At 45.0% G+C, this 21,462-nt stretch carries 27 protein-coding genes, 1 other RNA gene and 1 pseudogene; 24 read left to right on the top strand and 5 right to left on the bottom strand.

Annotation, left to right across the window (positions count from 1 at the left end):
- Nucleotides 1-3 precede the first annotated feature (3 nt).
- Nucleotides 4-312, top strand: coding sequence for a chaperone modulator CbpM (locus tag BUB43_RS09640; RefSeq protein WP_073180592.1), 309 nt, complete (start codon nucleotides 4-6; stop codon nucleotides 310-312).
- On the opposite strand, the gene BUB43_RS09635 is transcribed toward BUB43_RS09640, so the two are convergent.
- The 3 genes from BUB43_RS09635 to mnmE all read right to left on the bottom strand — a co-directional run bounded on the left by BUB43_RS09635 (nucleotide 309) and on the right by mnmE (nucleotide 4,013).
- Nucleotides 309-1,865 (bottom strand): Rne/Rng family ribonuclease, encoded by a 1,557-nt coding sequence (locus tag BUB43_RS09635; protein WP_073180590.1) that lies wholly within the window; start codon nucleotides 1,863-1,865, stop codon nucleotides 309-311. The genes BUB43_RS09640 and BUB43_RS09635 overlap by 4 nt on opposite strands.
- Before the next feature lie 204 nt (nucleotides 1,866-2,069).
- Nucleotides 2,070-2,363, bottom strand: a complete 294-nt coding sequence (locus BUB43_RS09630; protein WP_073180588.1) for an HU family DNA-binding protein — start codon at nucleotides 2,361-2,363, stop codon at nucleotides 2,070-2,072.
- Nucleotides 2,364-2,591: 228 nt separating this feature from the next.
- A complete protein-coding gene (gene mnmE / locus BUB43_RS09625) occupies nucleotides 2,592-4,013 on the bottom strand; it encodes a tRNA uridine-5-carboxymethylaminomethyl(34) synthesis GTPase MnmE (RefSeq protein WP_073180586.1) in 1,422 nt (473 codons plus the stop codon).
- Nucleotides 4,014-4,142: 129 nt separating this feature from the next.
- Here mnmE and BUB43_RS09620 point away from each other — a divergent pair, with 129 nt between their 5' ends.
- From BUB43_RS09620 to BUB43_RS09570, 11 genes and pseudogenes are all read left to right on the top strand, one after another.
- On the top strand, nucleotides 4,143-4,475 hold the full coding sequence (locus BUB43_RS09620) for an ArsR/SmtB family transcription factor (RefSeq protein ID WP_073180584.1): 333 nt from the start codon (nucleotides 4,143-4,145) through the stop codon (nucleotides 4,473-4,475).
- A gap of 16 nt (nucleotides 4,476-4,491) precedes the next feature.
- Nucleotides 4,492-4,968: a DUF6428 family protein gene (locus tag BUB43_RS09615; protein WP_073180582.1), complete on the top strand. Its 477-nt coding sequence runs from the start codon at nucleotides 4,492-4,494 to the stop codon at nucleotides 4,966-4,968.
- Nucleotides 4,969-4,985: 17 nt separating this feature from the next.
- The gene (locus tag BUB43_RS09610; protein WP_073180580.1) at nucleotides 4,986-5,420 is read left to right on the top strand and encodes an arsenate reductase ArsC; all 435 of its coding nucleotides are present in this window, start codon (nucleotides 4,986-4,988) and stop codon (nucleotides 5,418-5,420) included.
- 39 nt (nucleotides 5,421-5,459) lie between these two features.
- Complete coding sequence (chrA, locus tag BUB43_RS09605; protein WP_260200760.1) at nucleotides 5,460-6,356, top strand: chromate efflux transporter; 897 nt, start codon at nucleotides 5,460-5,462, stop codon at nucleotides 6,354-6,356.
- A gap of 193 nt (nucleotides 6,357-6,549) precedes the next feature.
- Nucleotides 6,550-8,056, top strand: a pseudogene (locus BUB43_RS09600) (M20/M25/M40 family metallo-hydrolase).
- Between the two features lie 37 nt (nucleotides 8,057-8,093).
- Nucleotides 8,094-9,176 (top strand): baeRF3 domain-containing protein, encoded by a 1,083-nt coding sequence (locus BUB43_RS09595; RefSeq protein WP_073180576.1) that lies wholly within the window; start codon nucleotides 8,094-8,096, stop codon nucleotides 9,174-9,176.
- 132 nt (nucleotides 9,177-9,308) lie between these two features.
- The gene (locus BUB43_RS09590) at nucleotides 9,309-10,148 is read left to right on the top strand and encodes a 1,4-dihydroxy-2-naphthoyl-CoA synthase (RefSeq protein WP_073180575.1); all 840 of its coding nucleotides are present in this window, start codon (nucleotides 9,309-9,311) and stop codon (nucleotides 10,146-10,148) included.
- A gap of 30 nt (nucleotides 10,149-10,178) precedes the next feature.
- The gene (locus BUB43_RS09585) at nucleotides 10,179-10,577 is read left to right on the top strand and encodes a nucleotidyltransferase substrate binding protein (protein WP_073180573.1); all 399 of its coding nucleotides are present in this window, start codon (nucleotides 10,179-10,181) and stop codon (nucleotides 10,575-10,577) included.
- A complete protein-coding gene (locus BUB43_RS09580) occupies nucleotides 10,574-10,891 on the top strand; it encodes a nucleotidyltransferase domain-containing protein (protein WP_073180571.1) in 318 nt (105 codons plus the stop codon). The genes BUB43_RS09585 and BUB43_RS09580 overlap by 4 nt, the downstream gene beginning before the upstream one ends.
- A gap of 12 nt (nucleotides 10,892-10,903) precedes the next feature.
- On the top strand, nucleotides 10,904-11,851 hold the full coding sequence (gene menA / locus BUB43_RS09575) for a 1,4-dihydroxy-2-naphthoate octaprenyltransferase (protein ID WP_073180569.1): 948 nt from the start codon (nucleotides 10,904-10,906) through the stop codon (nucleotides 11,849-11,851).
- Nucleotides 11,852-11,978: 127 nt separating this feature from the next.
- Nucleotides 11,979-12,659 (top strand): metal-dependent hydrolase, encoded by a 681-nt coding sequence (locus tag BUB43_RS09570; RefSeq protein WP_073180568.1) that lies wholly within the window; start codon nucleotides 11,979-11,981, stop codon nucleotides 12,657-12,659.
- A 7-nt stretch (nucleotides 12,660-12,666) separates the two neighbouring features.
- Here BUB43_RS09570 and ffs read toward each other — a convergent pair.
- Nucleotides 12,667-12,764, bottom strand: an RNA gene (gene ffs / locus BUB43_RS09565) — signal recognition particle sRNA small type.
- Nucleotides 12,765-12,829: 65 nt separating this feature from the next.
- Here ffs and BUB43_RS09560 point away from each other — a divergent pair.
- From BUB43_RS09560 to BUB43_RS09510, 12 genes are read left to right on the top strand one after another with little or no spacing between them, the layout of a single operon-like run.
- Complete coding sequence (locus BUB43_RS09560) at nucleotides 12,830-13,420, top strand: DUF4199 domain-containing protein (RefSeq protein ID WP_260200759.1); 591 nt, start codon at nucleotides 12,830-12,832, stop codon at nucleotides 13,418-13,420.
- 36 nt (nucleotides 13,421-13,456) lie between these two features.
- Nucleotides 13,457-13,702: a DUF6364 family protein gene (locus BUB43_RS09555; RefSeq protein WP_073180566.1), complete on the top strand. Its 246-nt coding sequence runs from the start codon at nucleotides 13,457-13,459 to the stop codon at nucleotides 13,700-13,702.
- Nucleotides 13,699-14,127: a type II toxin-antitoxin system VapC family toxin gene (locus BUB43_RS09550; protein WP_073180564.1), complete on the top strand. Its 429-nt coding sequence runs from the start codon at nucleotides 13,699-13,701 to the stop codon at nucleotides 14,125-14,127. The genes BUB43_RS09555 and BUB43_RS09550 overlap by 4 nt, the downstream gene beginning before the upstream one ends.
- Nucleotides 14,124-15,086: a glycosyltransferase family 2 protein gene (locus BUB43_RS09545; protein ID WP_073180562.1), complete on the top strand. Its 963-nt coding sequence runs from the start codon at nucleotides 14,124-14,126 to the stop codon at nucleotides 15,084-15,086. The genes BUB43_RS09550 and BUB43_RS09545 overlap by 4 nt, the downstream gene beginning before the upstream one ends.
- A gap of 18 nt (nucleotides 15,087-15,104) precedes the next feature.
- Entirely contained in the window at nucleotides 15,105-15,269 is a 165-nt protein-coding gene (locus BUB43_RS11290) for a hypothetical protein (RefSeq protein WP_159430242.1), read from the top strand.
- Nucleotides 15,270-15,686 (top strand): type II toxin-antitoxin system VapC family toxin, encoded by a 417-nt coding sequence (locus BUB43_RS09540; protein ID WP_073180560.1) that lies wholly within the window; start codon nucleotides 15,270-15,272, stop codon nucleotides 15,684-15,686. It abuts the gene before it with no gap.
- Entirely contained in the window at nucleotides 15,683-16,381 is a 699-nt protein-coding gene (locus tag BUB43_RS09535; protein WP_073180558.1) for a GIN domain-containing protein, read from the top strand. Before BUB43_RS09540 ends, BUB43_RS09535 begins: the two co-directional genes overlap by 4 nt.
- A 14-nt stretch (nucleotides 16,382-16,395) precedes the next feature.
- Entirely contained in the window at nucleotides 16,396-18,126 is a 1,731-nt protein-coding gene (locus BUB43_RS09530) for a phospho-sugar mutase (RefSeq protein WP_395858375.1), read from the top strand.
- Nucleotides 18,127-18,129: 3 nt separating this feature from the next.
- Entirely contained in the window at nucleotides 18,130-18,873 is a 744-nt protein-coding gene (gene kdsB / locus BUB43_RS09525; protein ID WP_073180556.1) for a 3-deoxy-manno-octulosonate cytidylyltransferase, read from the top strand.
- Nucleotides 18,874-18,894: 21 nt separating this feature from the next.
- Nucleotides 18,895-19,557: a LolA-like protein gene (locus BUB43_RS09520; RefSeq protein ID WP_073180554.1), complete on the top strand. Its 663-nt coding sequence runs from the start codon at nucleotides 18,895-18,897 to the stop codon at nucleotides 19,555-19,557.
- A gap of 3 nt (nucleotides 19,558-19,560) precedes the next feature.
- Nucleotides 19,561-20,127, top strand: coding sequence for a glutathione peroxidase (locus BUB43_RS09515; RefSeq protein WP_073180552.1), 567 nt, complete (start codon nucleotides 19,561-19,563; stop codon nucleotides 20,125-20,127).
- Nucleotides 20,128-20,135: 8 nt separating this feature from the next.
- The gene (locus tag BUB43_RS09510) at nucleotides 20,136-20,486 is read left to right on the top strand and encodes an MmcQ/YjbR family DNA-binding protein (RefSeq protein WP_073180550.1); all 351 of its coding nucleotides are present in this window, start codon (nucleotides 20,136-20,138) and stop codon (nucleotides 20,484-20,486) included.
- On the opposite strand, the gene BUB43_RS09505 is transcribed toward BUB43_RS09510, so the two are convergent.
- Nucleotides 20,477-21,403, bottom strand: coding sequence for a bifunctional riboflavin kinase/FAD synthetase (locus tag BUB43_RS09505; RefSeq protein ID WP_073180635.1), 927 nt, complete (start codon nucleotides 21,401-21,403; stop codon nucleotides 20,477-20,479). The genes BUB43_RS09510 and BUB43_RS09505 overlap by 10 nt on opposite strands.
- Nucleotides 21,404-21,462 lie beyond the last annotated feature (59 nt).

The raw sequence follows: 21,462 nt of genomic DNA, 5'->3' as shown, positions 1-21,462 counted from the left end.
GAAATGAGCAACAGAATTTCAAGGGAAGAGCTAGTGAAAATCTATAATGTGGAGCTGAAATTCATCGATGAACTCGTGGATTTTGGCCTGCTGAAGAGCTTTACCGAAAACGAAATTTCATACATCCTGTACGAAGAACTACCTGCGTTCGAGCGCTTTGCCAATTGGCATTATGATTTGGAAATCAACTTGCCAGGAATTGATATGGTAAATAATCTTCTGCAGAAGGTGCGCGAACTTCAGGCGGAAAACCGCAGGCTGGCGAACAGGCAGTTTGCGCTGGAAAGTTTGGCGGAAGATTACGAAGATTAATTGCTGAAGGAAATCAGCTCTTCTTTTTTCGAGTTTAAAAGCCTGTATTCCAGATATTTAAAGGAATCCCTAGGCACTATGGTCACCCATTTTCTGTATTTCAGGAACCATTTCATTTGGATGCTGTTGATGCCCTTCGTCAAATAGGCTTCCACGAAAGGATGGGTGTGAAGGTAAAGCTTGCCTTTTTCCGTCTGCATTATATTGCGGATGGCTTCTTCCATTCTTTCGACTATCACTATCGGTGCCAGAATTTCGCCCGAAGCGTTCGGGTTTTCTTCCGTGGTCACGATTTGCTTTTCCGGGCGGTTTCGCTGCCGCGTGATTTGTATCAGCCCAAATTTACTTGGCGGCAAAATTTTGTGGCGCGCCTTATCGCGCTTCATTTCGAGTTTCAGGTGGTCGTAGAGTTCGCGGCGGTGTTCAGGGTTCGTCATATCAATAAAATCCACCACGATGATTCCGCCCATATCCCGAAGCCTCAGCTGCCGCGCAACTTCCGTAGCCGCAAGTTTGTTCACGGTCAGTCCGTGCGTCTTGTTCGTTCCGGCAGCAGAAATATTCGAGCCGGAATTTACATCTATCACATGCAGTGCCTCGGTGTGTTCCACCACAAGGTATGCGCCCTTTGAGCTTGGGATGTTCACATGCTTGCCGAAGCTGTTCTTCAGCTGCTTTTCCACATTGTAATATTCCAGCAAAGGGATGTGCGAATCGTAAAACTTCACGATGTCCTTCCTTTCCGGCGCTATGATTTCCAGGTAGCTTCTCATCTCTTCCACCATCTGTTCATCATCGCAGATTACCGAAACGAATTCCTGGTTGAAATTGTCCCGTAAAATTGCGGAAGCTTTTTCATCTTCGCTCAAAACTTTGGACGGAACCTTCTGATTTTCAATGTTTTTAAAAATCAAATCCCACTTTTGGATCAGGTGGTTCATATCGCTGTGAAGTTCCGCCACCTTTTTTCCTTCCGCCACGGTGCGTATTATCACGCCGAAGCCTTCCGGCCTTATCGATTCTATCAGCGTTTTCAGGCGCTCTCTGTCCTCCGGATTCCGGATTTTTTTCGAGATGGAAACTTTGTCATCAAACGGGATCAAAATAAGGTAGCGGCCTGTAAGTGAAAGCTGCGTGGAAATTCTCGGGCCTTTCGTGGAAATGGCTTCCTTCGTAATTTGCAGCAAGATTACATCGTCCTTCGCCAAGACTTTGTCCACCGTTCCGCGTTTATCAATTTCCGCCTGGATTTCGAAATTCTTCAGGCTTGCGCTTTGCTGCCTCTTGCCGAAGGTATCTTTTATGAACTTCCTGTAGCTCAGGAAATCTGGGCCAAGGTCCTGATAATGCAGGAAGGCATCCTTATCATGGCCTATGCTCACAAAGGCAGCGTTCAGGTTTGGTGCCAGTTTCTTCACCTTCCCCAAATAGATATCGCCTACGGAAAACTCGTTCTTTTCCACCTCTTCGTGAAACTCGAAAAGCCTTCCGTCCTCCAGCAGCGCTATGGCTGTGCGCTGCGCTTCCTGAGAGATTATCAGTTCTTTCTTCATTCGCCCGGCAAATTTTTGCTAAAATAAAATATAGTCGGCGGAAAACACCAACTATATTTTCTATTTCGCGGAAGCGCTACTTCTTCTTCTTGTGTCTGTTCGCTCTTCTTCTCTTCTTCCGTTTGTGCGTTGCCACCTTGTGTCTTTTTCTCTTCTTTCCGCTTGGCATAATTATATTTTATTTTTAAGATTTAAAAAATTGAGTTATTTCTTCACGGGAACTTTGGCTTTCACCTTATCCGAGAATGATTTCGCAGGCTTAAAAGCCGGGATATTGTGCGCAGGGATATCGATTGCCGTATTTTTAGAAATGTTTCTCCCGGTTTTAGCTGCCCTTGTTTTTATAATAAATGAGCCAAAACCGCGTAGGTAAACATTATCGCCTTCTAGCATTGCACCACGGATCTCCTGCATGAATGCCTCAATGATTTTCTGAGTTTCATTCTTTTCCGTACCGAGCTTCCCAGAAATTATTGTTACCAGTTCCGCCTTAGTCATGTCCTTTTAGCTTATTTTAGAATTCGGACTGCAAATATAGACAAATTTACTTTTCTGAAAAACAAAATATTGATTTTCTTTGTGTTGGGAGGTCTTCCCGGAAAATTTTTTTCTAAAATAGCCGCCTTCATCTCTTTTGCGTCCCCAATTTTAGCGAAAGCCTTTGTAACGCTTGAAGAAATGCTGGATTTTAATCATTTAATCATTTAATCATTTAATTTCTCTAACTTACTTCCCGATGCAAAATTTCGAAAAGATGTTCCCTAAGACTTCATCATTGGTGAACTCGCCGGATATTTCGCCGAGGGCTTCCAGGGCGTTGCGAAGCTCGTAGGCAAGAAGTTCCGTGGTGATGCTGCTCTGCACGGCAGCCTCCACATTTTCAATGGATTGCAGGGATTTCTGCAGGGCTTCGTAGTGCCGCTGATTGGTAATCACCGTGCTGGTCTCCGTTTTCAGATTATCCACAAATGTGGAAAGTTCGCTTTTAAGCTCGTCAATATTCGTCTGATTTTTTGCGGAAATTTTAATGAGCGTCTTGGCAAAATCCGGGACTAAAGCTTTGGTAATTTCGGCTGAAAATGAAGAATTATCCGCCAGATCTGTTTTGTTCTGCAGCAGGATAATCTGTAAATCCTTCCGTTGAATTCCCCGTATGAAATCCACGACTTCTGCCGCAGTGTAATCGCTCTCGTCAAAAAGGTAGAGCAGGATGTCCGCCGTTTCAATTTTCTCGCGGGCTTTTTTTACGCCAATTTCCTCGATGGTATCGGTAGTCTCGCGGATTCCAGCAGTGTCTATGAAGCGGAACGCCGTGCCGTTCAGGTGAAGGATTTCCTCAATGGTGTCACGCGTCGTCCCTGCAATATCGGAAACTATGGCGCGCTCTTCTTTCAGCAGGGCGTTCAGCAGTGTGGATTTCCCGGCATTCGGCTTCCCGATGATCGCCACGCTTATGCCGTTCTTCACCGCATTACCGTAGCGGAAGCTTTCCAGCAGCTCGTGCAGCCTGCCCTTTATTCGGTTGAGTAGCGATAGCAGCGCAGTTCTGTCGGCAAATTCCACATCTTCTTCCGCGAAATCCAGTTCCAGCTCGATGAGTGAAGTGAAGTTCAGCAGGTCGTTCCGCAGGTCTGAAATCTCGTGGGAAATTCCGCCTTTTAGCTGGTTCAGCGCCATTTTTCGGGACGCCTCGTTTTCGGACGCAATCAGGTCTGCCACGGATTCTGCCTGTGCCAAATCGATTCTGCCGTTCAGGAAGGCACGCATTGTAAATTCGCCCGGTTTGGCGAGCCTTGCGCCGTTTTCCACGAGAACTTCCAGAATTCTTTTCGCGATGAACGGAGAGCCGTGGAACGAGATTTCCACCACATCTTCCGCCGTGAAGGTCTTCGGCGCACGGAAAATCGAGATAAGGACTTCGTCAATTGCCTGCAGGCCTTTGTCCGTTGGCTTTTGGCCTTCAGTGAAATGCTTTTGCTCTTCCAGTAAAAACCCGTAATGCACGGTATGGCTTGCCGCTTCTTCAAGATTTTTGCCGGAGAAAACTTTATTGGCAATGGCAATGGCATCCCTGCCGGAAATGCGGATAATGCCAAGCGCCGCCACGGCATTTCCCGTAGCCAGCGCACAAATGGTGTCCTGATTCATCGGGTAAATTTACTATTATTAATGATTAGGCTGAGGCTGGGATTGAAAAATTCATAAATACTTGCTGGAAAAATAGATCGTTAAAAAATATTATCGTAATATTGCAATATAAAAATAAACATAATCCAGATGGGTGCATCTAAAACGGAACATTACACCGAGAGGCAAAACAGAATTTCAACAATCTTTAAAGCGCTGGGGCACCCTGCAAGGCTGGCGATTATGGAAGTGTTGATGGAAGTGGAAAGCTGCATTTGCGGCGATATTGTCAGCAGTCTGCCGCTCGCTCAGCCCACGGTTTCCCAACATTTGAAGGAACTTAAAAACGCAGGATTAATCAAGGGGAACATTGAGGGAAATGCCGTATGCTATTGCATCAATGAGAAATTGCTTGAAGAGATACAGGGATACTTTGCAGAAGTCTCTGTAAAATTATCGAAAATGGAAAATAACTGCTGCTAATAAAATTTTTTTAATAATGAAACTGTACCAATTAAAACAAATCCTGAAAACAGTACCACAACTCAATTTCGTGCTGGAAGACGGACGCCTCGTGCCACAGCACTTTCACATTACAGAAGCTGGCCTGGTGACGAAGCATTTCGTGGACTGCGGCGGAACGATACGGACTCATAAAAGCATCTGCTTTCAAATCTGGACGGCAGATGATTTCGAGCATAGGCTGGAGCCGCAAAAGTTTCTGCAGATCATATCCGTTGCCCAGCCGCTTTTCAACGAAGGTGAAGATCTGGAGGTTCTAGTAGAGTATCAGCAAGAAACTATATGTTGCTACGGCCTGGATTTCGACGGAAGTAACTTTTTGCTAACCGCCCTGCAGACAGATTGTTTAGCCAAGGACAAGTGCGGAATACCACCGGCAAAGAAAAAAATCAATCTATCGGAATTGCAAGATTCAAAGACCAACAATTGCACGCCGGGAAGCGGCTGCTGCTAAAAATGAAATAGCATATTATGGATATAGGTGTACCGGCGAAGAAGAAAATTTTAGTGCTATGCACTGGTAACAGCTGCAGAAGTCAGATGGCTGAAGGCTATCTGAGACATTTTGCAGGAGACAAGGCGGAAATCTACAGTGCAGGTGTGGAAACACACGGTGTAAACCCACAGGCTATTTCAACGATGTTAGAAGACGGTGTAGATATTTCGGCGCATACCTCAAACAACATTGATGAATACGCTGATGTGGATTTTGATTTTGTGATCACCGTTTGTGATAATGCAAAGGAGCGATGCCCAGTATTCCCTTCACAAGCGAAAAAATTTCACCAGAACTTTGCCGACCCTGCCAAAGCAAGTGGCAGCGAAGACGAGATAAAAGAGCACTTCAGCACTGTGCGCCAGCAGATAAAAGTTTACTGCAGCCACTTCGTGGAAGAAAATCTTTAATGCGAGTTCCTGCTTAGGAAAGGCAATTATTTCATAATATTGCCCTTAGTAGCCGGTCTTTGCTTTATTCTGCCAGCCGTATTTGTCACCGGAGTCTTTGCGTACCTCTACAAAAAATTCGGGCAGCTACCGGAAGTGCTGCCGTTCATCTATGGCATAAAACCGGCAATCATCGCCATTATTTTGGCGGCCGTATTTCCGCTTGCCAAAAAATCTCTGAAAACTTCCGAGTTAAAAATCATCGGGCTGCTGGTTTTCGTGGGAGCCCTCTTCAAAATCAGCGAGATATCCCTGATGTTCGGTGCGGGTATCACAGCGCTTTGCCTGGCATTCATCAAAAATGGGAATAATAAAACTCTTAAGAATTTCCTGCCGGTTGCGTTGTTGCAAATTCCCAATGTTGCCAAGATTTCTGCAACTAATGCCCAGCTTTTCTGGATTTTCCTGAAAATCGGGTTGATACTTTACGGCAGCGGCTATGTACTGTTTGCCTTCCTGGATACCGAACTGGTTTCTGCCGGAATTCTCACCAGGCAGCAATTAATAGATGCGATTGCTGTGGGGCAATTCACGCCAGGCCCCGTATTTTCGTCGGTCACATTCATTGGGTATCAGATAAACGGCTTCAGCGGAGCGGCGATTTCCACGCTTGCGATTTTTCTGCCGTCGTTTGTCTTTGTAGCGATGCTCAGTTTCATTGTAAAAAAGCTGCGGAATTCCCGGCAATTTTCCGCTTTTCTGGACGCGGTCAATGTAGCCTCTGTTGCTTTGATTGCCGCGGTTTGTATAGAAATGGGCACAGAAACCATCAATGATTGGCGCACAATCCTCATTGCCGTGCTAAGTATCGCCATTGCCTTCCGATACCGGAAACTAAACAGCGCCTTTGTAGTTCTCGGCGGTTCTTTACCTGGTTATTTATTATCTTTGATTTGACACGGCTGCATTTATTACTATCAGAATATCCATAAAAATTTGAAGAGATGATACTGAAAGTGGAGAAAAGGCAAGAGATTTTCAGAAAATATTTCCGGCTTTAACGAAAATTCCGTAATTTCATCCTTTGAAATTGAGGTTTATGAGAATGGTATCGCAATTTTTCACGGTGGCTTCCGCCTTCGTTTTTACGATGGCTTCCGCTCAGGTTTCGCAGCAGCAAATGGTGCAGAACATCATGACGGAAACCTACAATAATTCTCAACTGGAAACCCTGGCATACGAACTTCTGGATGGCATCGGGCCAAGGCTCGTAGGCTCACCCAAGATGCAGCAGGCACACGATTGGGCGGTGCGGAAATTCAATTCCTGGGGCATCCCTGCAAGGAATGAAAAATGGGGGGAGTGGAAATCCTGGGAAAGGCTCACTTCTAATGCTGAGATGCTTTACCCATATACCAAATCTCTGGAAGGTATGCAGCTGGCGTGGAGCCCTGCGACAGGAAATAAAGGCGTAACGGCAGATGTGGTGGCAATGCCGGTCTTTAATTCCAAAGAAGAGTTTAACGCCTGGCTTCCTACGATTAAGGGGAAAATCGTGATGGCATCGCAATATCAGCCCACCGGAAGGCCGGAGTACAACTGGAAGGAATGGGCTTCTGCAGAAACTTTTGCGAAGTATAAAAAAGAAGCCGACGAGCGCAACGCTGCTTGGAATAAATCGATGGAGAACATCGGCCATTCCTGGAGAAATATTAACAAACCGCTGGAGCAAGCCGGTGCAGCGGGCATTATCTGGAGCAACTGGAGCCGTGGTTTTGGCGTGAATAAAATTTTTGGAGCAGGTACGAAGAAAATACCAGTGATGGATATTTCGCTAGAAGATTACGGCCAGCTCTACAGGATGATTCAGCATGGAACCACGCCTAAGGTAAGGCTGGTAACCAATAGTAAGGACCACGGCAAAGCCCCGACCTTTAATACCGTAGCCGAAATAAAGGGCAGCGAAAAGCCTGATGAGTATGTGATACTTTCCGCACACCTGGATTCCTGGGATGGTGGCACAGGTGCTACGGACAACGGCACGGGAACCATCACGATGATGGAGGTGGCACGCATTCTGAAAAAGTATTACCCAAACCCGAAACGCACCATTTTGATTGGTTTGTGGGGCAGCGAAGAGCAGGGGCTGAACGGAAGCCGCGGCTTCGTGTGGCAGCATAGAGAGAAAATGCCGAAGGTTCAGGCGGTGTTCAATCAGGATAACGGTACGGGAAGAATCCAAAGCATCAACGGCAATGGCTTCCTGAACTCTTACGACTACCTGAAAAGATGGGTAAATGCTGCACCAGAAAGTATTACCAAGGAAATTAAGTACACGTTTCCTGGCTCACCTTTTGGCGGCGGCAGCGATCATTATTCTTTTGCAGCGGCAGGCGTTCCGGCGTTTTTCCTGCTTTCCAGCAGCTGGTCTTACGGCAGCTACACCTGGCATACACAACGCGATACCTATGATAAAATCGTGTTCGATGATGTGAAGAAACAATGTGGCACTCATCGCTATTATGACCTATATGGCAAGCGAAGACCCTGAGAAAGCATCGGCGGAAAAAATTAAACTGCCAATAGATTCAAGAACCGGAAAGCCTGTAGAATGGCCTTCGGTAAAGGAGCCGATAAGACTTGGTGGTTTTGATTAAACTTAAACAGATAATATTTTTTTAAACTTTTTATACAATGAGCATTAGAAGCATTTTAGAGAAAATTGCGACAGAAGAGAACAACCCGTGCGTTACCATTTCGCTGAATACGCACCGCACACACCCTGACAATCAGCAGGATGGCATCGTTCTGAAGAACCTTATCAGCGAAGCGAAGGAGAGAATCCACGAGGAATTCAGTGACAGGGAAGTGAGCGGCGTTCTTGAAAAACTGGATGCACTGCACGATAAAATCGACATCAACTATCTGCTGGACAGCCTGCACATCTATATTTCCAACGATACGGAGGAAATCGTAAAATCTACCTGGCCAGTTGCAGAAAATTCCGTATACATCGATGACCATTTTGCGCTGAGACCTCTGGTAATAGAGTACAACAGGGCGAGAAGGTATATGGTGCTGCAGCTTGCTGTGGATGGCGCGAAGCTCTTCCTTTGCGAAAACGGAAATGTGGTGGAAGAAGTGGATTCCGAAGCATTCCCATACCACGAAAATCCGCACTATGTGCCGAAGCAGCGCGAAAGCGACGCGGAATATGGCGATAATGTGATGAAGGAATTCTACCGTGATGTGGACAAGGCGCTGGTTAATTATATCAATGAACGGGATAAAAATCTGAAGGTGGTGGTGATAACAACCGAAGGCAACTATAGCGGCCTGCAGGAAGTGGCTACAAGACCGCAGATCTACATTGGCTATGGGCACATTGACCACGGTGAGCAGAAACCGCATCAGCTTGCAGAGCAGGCATGGGAAATCGTGAAGGAGAACATGCAGCACGAAAGAACGGAAGCGATAGAAGAGCTGCAGGCAGCGGTTTCCGAAGGAAAAGTGATTACCGATTTGCTGGATATTTATCTGGCGGCGAAGGATGGCAACGGTGAACTGCTGATGGTACACAGCGATTTTACGCAGCCTGTGAAAATGACCGGTGAGAGAGAATTCGAAATCAAGGAGGATTCTAAAGAGCCCGGCGTAATCGACGATATTACTAGCCTAATTGCTTGGGAAGTAATTTCCAAAGGCGGCAGGGTAGTATCAACCAGTCAAGATCAGCTGAAATCTCTCGGTGAGATTGTACTGAAAACGAGGTGGTAGAATTTTGAATTAGAAATTAAATCCCGGCGGAAAGTCGGGATTTTTATTTGTTGCGAATGGAACAGATTCTTACCAATTTAAGCAAAAAATTCTAAAATATCTCAAAGCCGTATCTTTACGCAAAATTAAATTATGACTGCAGATTGGAAAACCGCGAGGGAATTTGATGATATTACCTATAAAAAATGTGGCGGCGTGGCACGCATCGCTTTCAATAGGCCTGAAGTGCGCAATGCCTTCCGCCCGAAAACCACTTCGGAACTTTACGAGGCGTTTTACGATGCTTACGAAGATTCGTCAATCGGCGTGGTTTTGCTCACTGGTGAAGGCCCAAGCCCGAAGGATGGCGTTCACGCATTTTGCAGCGGCGGCGATCAGAAAGCAAGGGGGCATCAGGGCTATGTGGGTGATGATGGCAGGCATCGGCTGAACATCCTGGAAGTGCAGCGCCTCATCCGCTTTATGCCAAAGGTTGTAATTGCCGTGGTAAACGGCTGGGCAGTAGGCGGCGGACATTCGCTGCATGTGGTGTGCGATCTGACGCTGGCGTCCGAAGAGCACGCGATCTTCAAGCAGACCGATGCCGATGTTACGAGTTTTGACGGTGGCTACGGTTCAGCCTATCTGGCTAAAATGGTGGGGCAGAAAAAGGCGCGGGAAATCTTCTTCCTGGGTAGAAATTATTCTGCCAAAGATGCCGAAGCAATGGGGATGGTAAATGCGGTAATCCCACACGCTGAGCTGGAGGACACGGCTTTTGAATGGGCGCAGGAAATTCTGGCAAAATCGCCGACTTCCATACGAATGCTGAAATTTGCGATGAACCTGACGGATGATGGAATGGTGGGCCAGCAGGTTTTTGCGGGCGAGGCCACGAGGCTCGCCTATATGACGGACGAAGCGAAGGAAGGCCGCAATGCTTTCCTGGAAAAGCGCAAACCGGATTTCGGCGAGAATCAGTGGATTTCTTAGTGATAATTGATAAGAGATAAGCGATAATTGATGGATGGCGATATACGGTGGAGGCAAAGGCTGGAGCACTATGAAAGTGCGGTAGCGCAGCTCACAAGATTTCTCGAAAAAGATGAGCTGAACGAATTCGAAGAACTGGGGCTTATTCAGTGCTTTGAATTCACATATGAATTGGCCTGGAAGCTTATGAAAGATTATCTTACTTATCAGGGTATCGCTGGAATTACAGGAAGCCGTGATGCTGTGAGGCAGGCTTTCAGTTTTGGATTAATTTCTGAGGGAGAAATTTGGATGAAAATGATTGACGACAGAATTCGCACGGTGCATACTTACAATGAAAGTCTGGTGGAAGAAATCGAGCAGAAAATTAAGAACCGTTATTACGAACTGTTTTTAGATTTTCTTGAAAAAATGCAATCCTTGAAATGAAATTCGGGCTGAAGGATACCACGCTGGAAGTGCTTTATTCCGAGTTTGAAAAATTTCCGGAAATAGAGAAAGTCGTAATCTACGGTTCCCGTGCGATGGGAAATTACAGGGAGGGCAGCGATATTGACATCACGCTTTTTGGCGAAAATGTGACGAATAATACCGCCAGCGCGCTTTGGGGCAGGTTTGATGATTCTTCGCTCCCTTATTTGTTTGATATTTCGGTTTTTCATCTCTTGCAGAGCGACAGCCTGAAAGACCATATCGAAAGACGCGGGCAGGTTTTGTATGAAAGAAACGGCAAAACATTTTAAAAGTAAAAATTTTTGGCAAAAAATAACACGAAAAAAAATCCCTGGCTGCAAGCCGCAAGGCTGAGAACGCTGCCGCTTTCTGTAAGCGGCGTGATTGCCGGCAGCTTCATCGCACGCTGGAAACTTCGCCAAAACGGCGAGCATTGGGACTGGCTGATTTTCGCGCTGGCAATGCTCGTCACGCTGCTTTACCAAATCCTTTCCAACTATGCGAACGACTATGGCGACGGCATAAAGGGCACCGATAAGCTGCGCGTCAACGAAGCGGAACAGCGCGTGGTTTCTTCTGGCAGGGTGACGGAAAAACAGATGCGAACCGCCGTTATCCTGATGTCGGCAGTTTCTTTCATCGCTACGGTTGCCTTGCTTTGGCGCGCTTTCGCGCCGGATTTTGGGCGGGATTTCTGGATTTTCATCGGCTTGGGAATTGCCTGCATTCTGGCGGCACTTGGCTACACCATCGGCAAAAAACCCTATGGTTACTTAGGCTTGGGCGATTTGATGGTGTTCCTGTTTTTCGGCCTGGTATCAGTTTGCGGCAGCTATTTTCTGTTCACCAAATCGTTCGAGTGGCAGATTTTGCTGCCTGCATCAGCCATCGGGATGATGAGCGCCGCAGTGCTGAACCTGAATAATATGCGTGACATAGAAAGCGACCGGGTTTCCGGGAAGAAATCGCTGGCGCTGAGAATTGGCTACCGAAATGCGATGCTGTACCAGATGCTGCTGATGCAGCTTCCGCTGCTTCTCATCCTTGTTTGGCTGGGGCTTCAGGGCTTTTTCCAAAGTGGAAAATATTACCCATTCATCGTGATGATTTTAATTTTCCCGATGATGAACTTGCGCCGCAAAATCCTCTACATCAAAGAGCCTGGATCGCTGGATCCGTACTTGAAGCAGGTAGGTATATTGACTTTGATGATGGCGGTTTTGCTTTCTGCAGGATTAAATCTTGGGTAAGTTTGAAGTTTTAAATTTGGCATTCGGAAATGATATTGATAATAAAAAAGAAAAAACGACGCCCTGAGATTTAGCTCTGCGGCCTTGTTTCCTGGCTCTCACATCTTGGTTTTAAAATCTTAAAAATATGAAATTCACATTCCTTGGGCAGAATTGCTTCCTGATTGAGCACGATGGCATTACGATCATCACGGATCCATTTTATAATTTTCAGAAGGAAAAATCCGGCTTCGATATTTCGGCGCAAAAGATTGATTATGTGGTGATTACGCACGCTCATCAGGATCACATCGCTGATGTGGAAGAAGTGCTGAAGCATCATCCGGAAGCCACGGTTATCGGTCAGCCGGAAATTTGCGGGCATTTCAATCATCCGAAAAGCATCGACATTAATCTTGGTGGCACCGCGAAACTTTCCGGCCTGGAAATCTCTATGGTTGCGGCGCAGCATACCAGCAGCTTTCCGGACGGAAGCTACGGCGGTGAGCCTTGCGGCTACATTTTCAGTTTGGAAGGGAAGAATATTTATTTTGCTGGTGATACAGGTGTAACGGCTGATATGGCATACTTCCCGAAGCTTTTCGGAGAAATTTCGGCGGCAATTTTACCGGTGGGCTCGCACTACACAATGTGCGCGAAGAAGGCGAGTTTTGCGGCGGCTGAACTGCTGAAAACGCAGAAGGTTGTGGGTTGCCATTTCGATACATTTCCGCCGATTACCATCAATCACGATGAGGCGAAAAAACATTTTGCGGAAAGAAATATCGAATTTACTTTGCCAGAACTGGGCGAGCATTTCGAACTTTAGAAATAAAAAATGGCAAGCGACCTACATCACACCGCTACAACCGATTACCTTTGCTGCGTTCCCACCCTGGAGGATTTTCAGGAGCTGGTTGTGTAGGACTTGCCGCTGCAAAGATACGCATTTCAGGAAATTTAACAAAATTTAAAAATCAAAAGAGAGGGTATAGAAAGATGATGAAGCTTGCAAGAAATCCGTATGTTGTTGGTTTTCTGATATTTATAATTACTGCGGGCATTTTTTTCGTGCTGAATATTTTCTTTCGGGATGTCAATTATTACCGGAATACGATGATTGTGGCGGCATTTGTGGCACCGCTTATTTCAGGTGTGGGTGCCTTTCTTTCGGTATATTATCAGGGCAGAACGAAGCGCAAGGTGAGTTTTCGCGATGCCTACGGAAGGGCATTTGTGCCGATGTTTGTAGGCGGTATTTTGACGACAGCCACGATGTTCGCTTACATCAATTATATCGACAAGGATACGAAGCAACTCCTTAATTATCAATTTATTGAGAGTTTCAAGCAGTCTTTGGAAGATGAATACCAGAAGGCGAAAAAAATCGTAATCCCAAATTCTGAGGAGGATAAGGAACTGGAACAGAAATATGCCGAAGCCAAAGTTCGCATTGCAGCGAAGGAAGCGAAAAATGAGGATGTTTTCACCGCGAAAAATTTCGGATATGTATTTGCCGGGTATTGTGCGTTTTACCTTTTGCTGTCGCTGTTTTTCGGAAGTTTTTTCCGCACGAGAAATCCATCATAAAAAAGAATGCCGTATATTTGTAAAAATCATACGGAAATGACAACCAAACTGACTTTGACGATAGAACAGAGTGTGGCGGAAAAAGCCAAGATTTTTGCGAAAGGCCATCAAAAAAGTTTATCCAAAATCGTCAACAATTTTTTAAAGGAAATGGTTGATTCCGAAACAGATAGCGTAGGAAAATCCAAGGTTGAAACTTTGGGAGGAAGCCTTCCCTTGCCGAAAGATTTTGATGAAAAGAAAGCTTTGGACGAATATTATCGGGAAAAATACGGCCTATGAATTTTTACCTTGATACCAACATCATCGTAGATTTTCTGAGTGGCAGAGTTCCGTTCTACAAGGCTTCCCGAGAGATTTTCGCTTATGCTGAAAGTAAGGAAATCGCGCTTTTTTGCAGCAGCCATTCTTTCGTGACAGTACATTATTTAATGCGGAAAATTCATCCGGAAAAAGCTGTGCGGAAAAATTTGCTTGAGCTTTCAGAATTAATCAAAGTTTTAGATGTGAAAAACGGGATGGTTATTCAGGCGCTGAAATCGGATTATCCGGACTTTGAAGATGCCGTTCAGATTTTTTGTTCTTTGCAAATTGAAAGTCTTAGCGGCTTCGTCACAAGAAATTTAAGAGATTTTTCGGGCGCGGAAGTTGAAATTTTTTCACCAACCGAAGCATTAGATTTTATCCATAAAAATTTGAGAAATTGAAAAACCCAACACTTTCCGTAATCGTTCCGCTGCTGAATGAGCAGGATTCGCTGGAGGAGCTTTTCACCAGGGTGGATAAGGTGTGCCGTGCCAACCAAATTCCGTACGATATTTGGTTTGTGGATGATGGCAGCACGGATTTGTCGTGGGCAATTATCGAAAATCTTAAGGTGCAGAATCCGCAGGTTAGGGGCATTAAGTTTTCCAGAAATTACGGAAAATCTCAGGCGCTCCACGCTGCATTTGAAAAGGTTCAGGGAGATGTGGTAATTACGATGGATGCTGATTTGCAGGACTTTCCCGAAGAAATTCCGGAGCTCTACCAGATGATTGCCGTGGAAGATTTCGACTTGGTTTCTGGTTGGAAAAAGAAACGCTATGATAACGCCTTGACGAAAAATCTGCCGTCCAAACTTTTCAATGCGTCAGCGCGCCGACTTTCCGGCGTGAAGCTGCACGATTTCAACTGCGGACTGAAGGCCTACAAAAATCAGGTGGTGAAATCGGTGGATGTGTACGGCGATCTTCACCGCTGGATTCCCGTTTTGGCATCGAATGCTGGCTACAAAAAAATCACGGAGAAACCGGTGCAGCACCAGGCAAGGCCCTACGGCGTTTCGAAATTCGGTGCCGATAGGTTTGTGCGCGGCTATCTGGATTTGATTACGCTTTGGTTCGTGAGCAAATTCGGCGGCAGGCCGATGCATTTCTTCGGTGCGGTGGGTACGCTGATGTTCATCATCGGTTTTCTTGCGGCATTTTGGCTGGGAATTTCCAAGCTGTACGAAGTTTACGCCAAGAATATTTACGGCAATTTGATAGCAGAAAATCCGTGGTTTTACATTTCGCTTACGATGATGATTTTGGGCACGCTGCTTTTCATCGCCGGTTTTTTGGGCGAGCTGATTATCAGAACTTCGCGCGGCCAAAAGCATTACCAGGTGGAAGAAATTCTGTAAATTTGTAAAAAAGGAAAAATGGAAACGAACGATATAACCCCCAAAAAATTAAAGAAAAAACCAGTGCCAAAAAAGCAGGTAACTAAGGCTGAAGAGCCGAAGAAAATCTCGAAAACCTGGGAAGCTGTTTTGAGGCATAAGGGAACGGGCGAAATACTGGATATGAGGGCGGTTTTGAAATAGATGCGCTATCTTCTCGATACAAATATTGCCATTTTTATGATTTTAGGTGAAGAAGATGAATTCTCGCCTGAAGTCAGGAATATTTTGTCTGATTTTTCTAATACGCTATACATCAGTGCTTTAAGTGTTGTGGAAATCGGTTTTTTATTTAAAAGAAAGAAAATCATGACGCAGTATAAATCTTTGGATGCACTGGTGAAATCTTTGAAGGAGCAGTTTTACCTGAATATTTTACATTCTTCGGAATCGCATCTTCAGCAATACCTCAGGTTAGAAATCGCACCAAATCATTCCGATCAGATTGACCATTTCATCGTGTCTCAGGCCATTGCTGATAAAATGCCGCTCATCAGTTCAGACCGGCAGTTTCAGAATTATGTTCCGCAAAAGTTGAATTTCGTTTTTAACAGAAGATGAAGACCTGGCATTTCCTTTTTTTACTGATTATTTTTTCTTGCGGAAAAATTTCGCCGAAAGGTGAAATCGTGGCGAAAGATATTAGCGTGGAAGATTTTAATTCGCTAAATTTGAATGGAAAGTTTCGCGTGTTTTTGGCAGGCAGCGATTCAAGTTTTGTGAATGTGGAAACCTACCCGAATTTTGCGGATAACCTGAAGATAAATGTTGAAGATAATATGCTGAATATCAGTGAGAAAAGGGAAGTTTCCGGTGTGGATTTTTATACTGTGACGGTTTATGCCAAAAATCCACTGAGAAGAATTTCGGTGGCAGATTCGGTGGAAGTGAATGTTTCTGGTGCATTGAATAGTCCGCAGATTGAGATTGAACTGAAAGACCAGGCGAAGTTTATCGGTGCGCTGAACACGGATTTTGCCGAGATTAAGATGAAGAATTTGAGCAAGGCGAATTTCACTGGTTTCAGTAAAAAATCGGCGATGCAGATTGCTGATACTGCGAGTGTTATTGCGCCGTATTTCCAAATCGGAACTTTGGATTTAGACTTTAAAAACGGTGGATATGCAGAAGTGAATGTGAAGGATTCCATTACGGGAAATGTGCGGAACACCGCGAAACTTCTGTATTATAATGCGCCGATTCGCGCTTTTAATAGTGATAAATCGGCGACTGTGAACAACAAGAATTTAGACTAAAAAATCACGAAAATATGGTTAATGAATTGACATCACTGGAAAGGGCGCAGCTTTGGCTCGGCGAAAGTTTCGACGAAGAAACGCGTACTGCCGTGGAAATGCTCATCAACTCAAAATCGCCGGATTTGGACGATTCCTTCTACCGTGCGCTGGAATTTGGAACCGGCGGAATGCGCGGAATAATGGGCGTGGGAACGAACCGGCTGAACAAATATACGCTGGGACAGGCTACGCAAGGCCTGGCCAATTATCTTCACGAACAGTTCCCGAACGAAGAAATCAAGGTGGCCATTGCATACGATGTCCGCAATAATTCCAAGGAATTTGCGAAAATTGTGACGGATGTTCTTACAGCGAACGGCATCAAAGTTTTGCTGTTTAAAAATCACAGGCCTACGCCAGAACTTTCATTTACCGTTAGAAATAAGAAGTGTAATGCAGGAATCGTGCTTACGGCATCCCACAATCCACCGGAATACAACGGCTACAAAGTGTACTGGAACGATGGCGCACAGGTTGTGCCGCCGCACGATGAAAACATCATCAAGGCGGTGTATGATACTCAGTACGAGATGATTAACTTCAACGGAAATGATGAGCTGATTGAGTGGATTGGCGAAGAACAGGACGAAGTTTACATAGATGCCTGCATCGAAAATTCCCTTTACCAAAAGGAAAAAACTGGATACGAAAATCTGAACATCGTGTTCACCTCAATTCACGGGACCACCTATGCCACCGTTCCAAGAGCGCTGGAAAAGGCTGGTTTCAAAAAAGTGGATTTGGTGGAAGAGCAGATGGTGCCTTCTGGAAATTTCCCGACCGTTGAAAGCCCGAATCCTGAAGAGCCTGCAGCGCTGGGAATGGCGATGGATTTGGCGAGAATTACGAATGCTGATATCGTGATAGGTACCGATCCTGATGGAGACAGGCTGGGAATTGCGGTGCGCAATCTGAACGGCGAAATGCAGCTTTTGAACGGCAACCAGACCAACACAATTTTAATCTATTACATCCTTGACCAATGGAAGAAATCAGGGAAGATTACAGGCCGGGAATTCATTGGCTCTACGATTGTAACCTCGGATATTTTCTTCGACATTGCGGAAAAATTCGGTGTAACTTGCAAGGCTGGTTTGACGGGTTTTAAATGGATTGGAAAAATGATTCGCGATGCTGAAGGCACGGAAAAATTTGTGTGTGGCGGCGAAGAAAGTTTCGGTTTTATGACCGGCGATTTCGTTCGGGATAAAGATTCCTGCGGCTCAATTCTTTTAGCCTGTGAAATCGCGGCGCTCTGCAAAGCGCAGGGTTCATCGATGTTTGAGTACCTGATTGAAATTTATAAACAAGTTGGAATTTACAGCGAAGGCCTGATAAATGTGGTGAAAAAGGGCAGGGAAGGTGCGGAAGAAATACAGCTGATGATGAAGAATTTCCGTGAAAATCCGCCGAAAGAATTGGCTGGCTCTCCTGTGGAAATCGTGGAAGATTATAAGGAACAGACCTCGACAAATATCCGAAATAACGCTACTTCTGTGATGGATGAAATTCCAAAATCCAATGTGTTAATCTGGTACACAGAAGACGGCACGAAGGTTTGCGTAAGGCCTTCCGGAACGGAACCGAAAATAAAATTCTATGTCTCCGTGAAGGACAGCCTGGAGAATATTGCTGATTATGAAACTAAAATGGAGAACCTGAAAAATAAAATTCAGCAGGTAAGGGCCAGCCTAAATCTTTAAAGCTTGAAAATCATTGCCGTAATTCCCGCTAGGTACGATGCATCGCGGTTTCCCGGAAAACTGATGCAGAAGCTTGGCGAGAAAACCGTAATCGCCACAACCTATAAGAATGTGGTAGAAACCGAGCTTTTCTCGGATGTTTTTGTGGCTACGGATTCGGAAATTATTTTTGACGAAATTATTTCAATCGGTGGAAAAGCGGTGATGACAGGAACTCACGAAACGGGGAGTGACAGAATTGCGGAAGCTGTGCAAAGCATTGATTGTGAGATAGTTATAAATGTTCAGGGTGATGAGCCTTTCTTGAAAAAGGAGCCACTGCAGCAGCTGATTGATGTTTTTAAAAAGGATGAAAAAAACGAGATTTCGCTGGCTTCGTTAAAAATAAAAATTAACGAGAAAGAAGAAATCGAAAATCCAAATGCGGTGAAAGTCATCACGGATTTAAATGGATTTGCGATGTATTTTAGCCGGACAGCCATTCCTTTTCACCGAGAGCAAAGCCTTGAGCCTGAATACTTTAGGCATATCGGCGTTTATGCGTTCCGGAAAGATGCGCTGCTGAAATTCGCCAAATTGCCATTATCACCATTGGAAAAAACCGAAAAAATAGAAGCGCTGCGCTACCTGGAAAACGGGATGAAAATAAAGATGGTGGAAACGGATTTTGTGGGCGTGGGCATAGATGTGCCTGCCGATTTGGAACGCGCCAGGGCTATTTTGCAGAGTTTTCATTTAAAAAAGTAATTTTGCCGAAAACCATCTTTAATGAAACATTTTTTCACGCTAATTCTATTTTTCCTGTCTGCACTCGGCACAGCGCAGACTGCGCAGGAAATCATCAGTAAAAATATTGAGCTTACCGGAGGTCGACAAAACTGGAAATCGCTAAATTCCATTCTCCTGCAGGGCAGGGCGATCCTGGGGCTTAAGGAGGAATGCCCCGTGAAAATCTATCAGCAGAGGCCGAATTTAACCAAAACAATCATAACCTTGCAGGGAAAGGATGTGGCAATCGAAGGCTACGATGGGAAGAAAGGCTATGCTATGAATTATGCCGCGAATAAGATTCAGGAGTACCCGGGATACAAAGCGGAGTCTTTCGACAGCGATTTCCTGGATTGGAAACTCAAGGGTTACGAAATTAAATATTTGGGTAAAGAAAAGCTCGGAAATAAAATTTGCCACAAAATAGAACTAAGCAAAAACCGTGAGCGGGCAGTGTATTATTTTGACGCCGCCACACACTTGCTGGTGCAGGAGCAGAAGGGCGATGAAACCCTGCGGTACAGCGATTTCAGGAAGGTGAAAAGCTATACAATGCCGTTCAGAATAGAATCTGAATCTGAGAAGAACGAGGGTAATTATGTTTTGATTATCAACAAGATAGAAATAAATAAAGAATTTCCTGCTAATACTTTTAAGTTTTAGGCTATGAAAAAATTATTCATCATTCTGCTTACTGTGGGCGCTTTTTTATCAGGATGTACTAACAGCCAAAAATCAGCGGCGCAGGCTGCAGCCACTCCTGCTTCAATTTATGATTACAAAGTGGAGTCATTGGATGGTGGCACGATAGATTTTGCAGATTTTAAGGGAAAGAAAATCTTGATTGTGAACACCGCTTCCAAATGCGGCTTCACGCCGCAATATGCTGATTTGCAGAAACTTTACGACGAGAATAAAGACAGACTGGTGGTAGTAGGCTTCCCTGCAAATAATTTTATGTCGCAGGAGCCGGGTACCAATGCAGAGATTGGTGAATTTTGCCAGAAAAACTATGGAGTCACATTTCCAATGGCTGCCAAGGTTTCCGTAAAAGGAAGTGATATTGCACCGATTTTTCAGTATTTAACTGATAAAAATCTCAATGGTGTAAAAGATTCCAAAATTCTTTGGAATTTTACAAAATTTTTGATTGATGAGAACGGACGGCTGATCGATTCCTTCAACAGTGCCACGAAGCCAACGAGCGATGCCATCGTGAAGCATCTACGCTAACGCTTTCAATGAATACCGAGGAAATCCGGGATTACGCGCTTTTGAAACCTGCGGCTGAAGAGAGCTTTCCTTTCGGGGGAAACCTCCTCGTATTTAAGGTTTCAGGTAAGATGTTCTTGCTTATCGATCTTGAGAGAAAGCCGGTCTTTATTAACCTCAAAAACACCCCTGAGAAAAATCTGCAGCTACGGGAAGATTATTCCCAGATTCAGCCTGGGTGGCATCAGAATAAAAAGCATTGGAATTCGGTTTTTGTTGATGATTTGCCGGCAGAGCTTCTCCGTGAACTGATAGACGATTCTTACAATCTCGTTGTAAAAAATCTAACAAAGAAGCAGCTTGCAGCACTTCAGAAGTGAAAATTTTCCGTCCTGAATTTATCCTCGTCAAGTTTTTCAATCAGTTTTTCAAGGCTTTCAAACTTTATCTCTTCGTGGAGGAAATCCCTGAATCTCACCGTTAAATCCTCGCCATAGATATCCCCGCTGAAATTCAGGATATAGACCTCCGCAGTAAGCTGCTGCCCGTTCACGGTAGGGTTCGTGCCGATGCTCATCATACCTGCGTGCTGCTCCTCACCAAGAAAAACCTCTACGATGTAGGCGCCCTTTTTCGGTAAAAGTTTATCAGGATTTACTTCAAGATTGGCAGTAGGGTACCCAATGGTGCGCCCGATTTTCTTTCCGTGAATTACCCTCCCGGTCAGAGGATAGGCGTACCCCAGCATCCGGTTTGCAGAGAGAATATTGCCGGATTGCAGGCTTTCGCGAATTTTTGTAGAAGAGATAATGATTTCATTTTCAGAATTTTCTATTGCTTGAATCTGCTCTGTTGTAAATCCGCATTCCGGTGCCAGGCGCTTTAGGAGGTCGAAATTTCCGTTCTGGTTTTTCCCGAAAGTGTGGTCGTGCCCAATGATTAAGTGCTTGACATTTAATTTGTCTGATAAAATTTTTCTCACAAAATCCTCCGCCTCAAGGTTTCGGAAATCATCATTAAATTCCTGGATAAAAAGATTTTCCACCCCAAATTTCTGCAGCAATGCACTCTTTTCCTCGGGTGTATTCAGCAGGCGGAAACTATTATCCGCACTGAAAAATTTTCGGGGATGCGGCCAGAAGGTAAGCACGGCGCTCCCCAGGCTGCTTCTTTTTGCTACATCGTTCAGCTGCCGCAGAATCTGCTGGTGACCGAGATGCACCCCATCAAACATCCCTATGGTCAGCGCTAGGCCTTTGGTATTGGAGTAATTTCGGAGATCTCTGATAATTTCCAAACTGAAATATTTGACTGCAAAGATGACAAAAATCTTTTTTGGGACAATTGCAAAAAACT

The organism is Cruoricaptor ignavus, assembly GCF_900141665.1.
Classification (GTDB): Bacteria; Bacteroidota; Bacteroidia; order Flavobacteriales; family Weeksellaceae; genus Cruoricaptor; species Cruoricaptor ignavus.
The sequence above is the reverse complement of the archived record's forward strand: the minus strand, read 5'-3'. Positions and strand labels throughout refer to the sequence as shown.

Bases quoted from the DNA above. Each gene is read 5' to 3' on its own strand.
- BUB43_RS09640 (WP_073180592.1), top strand. From the start codon at position 4: ATGAGCAACAGAATTTCAAGGGAAGAGCTAGTGAAAATCTATAATGTG.
- BUB43_RS09635 (WP_073180590.1), bottom strand. From the start codon at position 1,865: ATGAAGAAAGAACTGATAATCTCTCAGGAAGCGCAGCGCACAGCCATA.
- BUB43_RS09630 (WP_073180588.1), bottom strand. From the start codon at position 2,363: ATGACTAAGGCGGAACTGGTAACAATAATTTCTGGGAAGCTCGGTACG.
- mnmE (WP_073180586.1), bottom strand. From the start codon at position 4,013: ATGAATCAGGACACCATTTGTGCGCTGGCTACGGGAAATGCCGTGGCG.
- BUB43_RS09620 (WP_073180584.1), top strand. From the start codon at position 4,143: ATGGGTGCATCTAAAACGGAACATTACACCGAGAGGCAAAACAGAATT.
- BUB43_RS09615 (WP_073180582.1), top strand. From the start codon at position 4,492: ATGAAACTGTACCAATTAAAACAAATCCTGAAAACAGTACCACAACTC.
- BUB43_RS09610 (WP_073180580.1), top strand. From the start codon at position 4,986: ATGGATATAGGTGTACCGGCGAAGAAGAAAATTTTAGTGCTATGCACT.
- BUB43_RS09595 (WP_073180576.1), top strand. From the start codon at position 8,094: ATGAGCATTAGAAGCATTTTAGAGAAAATTGCGACAGAAGAGAACAAC.
- BUB43_RS09590 (WP_073180575.1), top strand. From the start codon at position 9,309: ATGACTGCAGATTGGAAAACCGCGAGGGAATTTGATGATATTACCTAT.
- BUB43_RS09585 (WP_073180573.1), top strand. From the start codon at position 10,179: ATGGATGGCGATATACGGTGGAGGCAAAGGCTGGAGCACTATGAAAGT.
- BUB43_RS09580 (WP_073180571.1), top strand. From the start codon at position 10,574: ATGAAATTCGGGCTGAAGGATACCACGCTGGAAGTGCTTTATTCCGAG.
- BUB43_RS09570 (WP_073180568.1), top strand. From the start codon at position 11,979: ATGAAATTCACATTCCTTGGGCAGAATTGCTTCCTGATTGAGCACGAT.
- BUB43_RS09560 (WP_260200759.1), top strand. From the start codon at position 12,830: ATGATGAAGCTTGCAAGAAATCCGTATGTTGTTGGTTTTCTGATATTT.
- BUB43_RS09555 (WP_073180566.1), top strand. From the start codon at position 13,457: ATGACAACCAAACTGACTTTGACGATAGAACAGAGTGTGGCGGAAAAA.
- BUB43_RS09550 (WP_073180564.1), top strand. From the start codon at position 13,699: ATGAATTTTTACCTTGATACCAACATCATCGTAGATTTTCTGAGTGGC.
- BUB43_RS11290 (WP_159430242.1), top strand. From the start codon at position 15,105: ATGGAAACGAACGATATAACCCCCAAAAAATTAAAGAAAAAACCAGTG.
- BUB43_RS09540 (WP_073180560.1), top strand. From the start codon at position 15,270: ATGCGCTATCTTCTCGATACAAATATTGCCATTTTTATGATTTTAGGT.
- BUB43_RS09535 (WP_073180558.1), top strand. From the start codon at position 15,683: ATGAAGACCTGGCATTTCCTTTTTTTACTGATTATTTTTTCTTGCGGA.
- BUB43_RS09530 (WP_395858375.1), top strand. From the start codon at position 16,396: ATGGTTAATGAATTGACATCACTGGAAAGGGCGCAGCTTTGGCTCGGC.
- BUB43_RS09520 (WP_073180554.1), top strand. From the start codon at position 18,895: ATGAAACATTTTTTCACGCTAATTCTATTTTTCCTGTCTGCACTCGGC.
- BUB43_RS09515 (WP_073180552.1), top strand. From the start codon at position 19,561: ATGAAAAAATTATTCATCATTCTGCTTACTGTGGGCGCTTTTTTATCA.
- BUB43_RS09510 (WP_073180550.1), top strand. From the start codon at position 20,136: ATGAATACCGAGGAAATCCGGGATTACGCGCTTTTGAAACCTGCGGCT.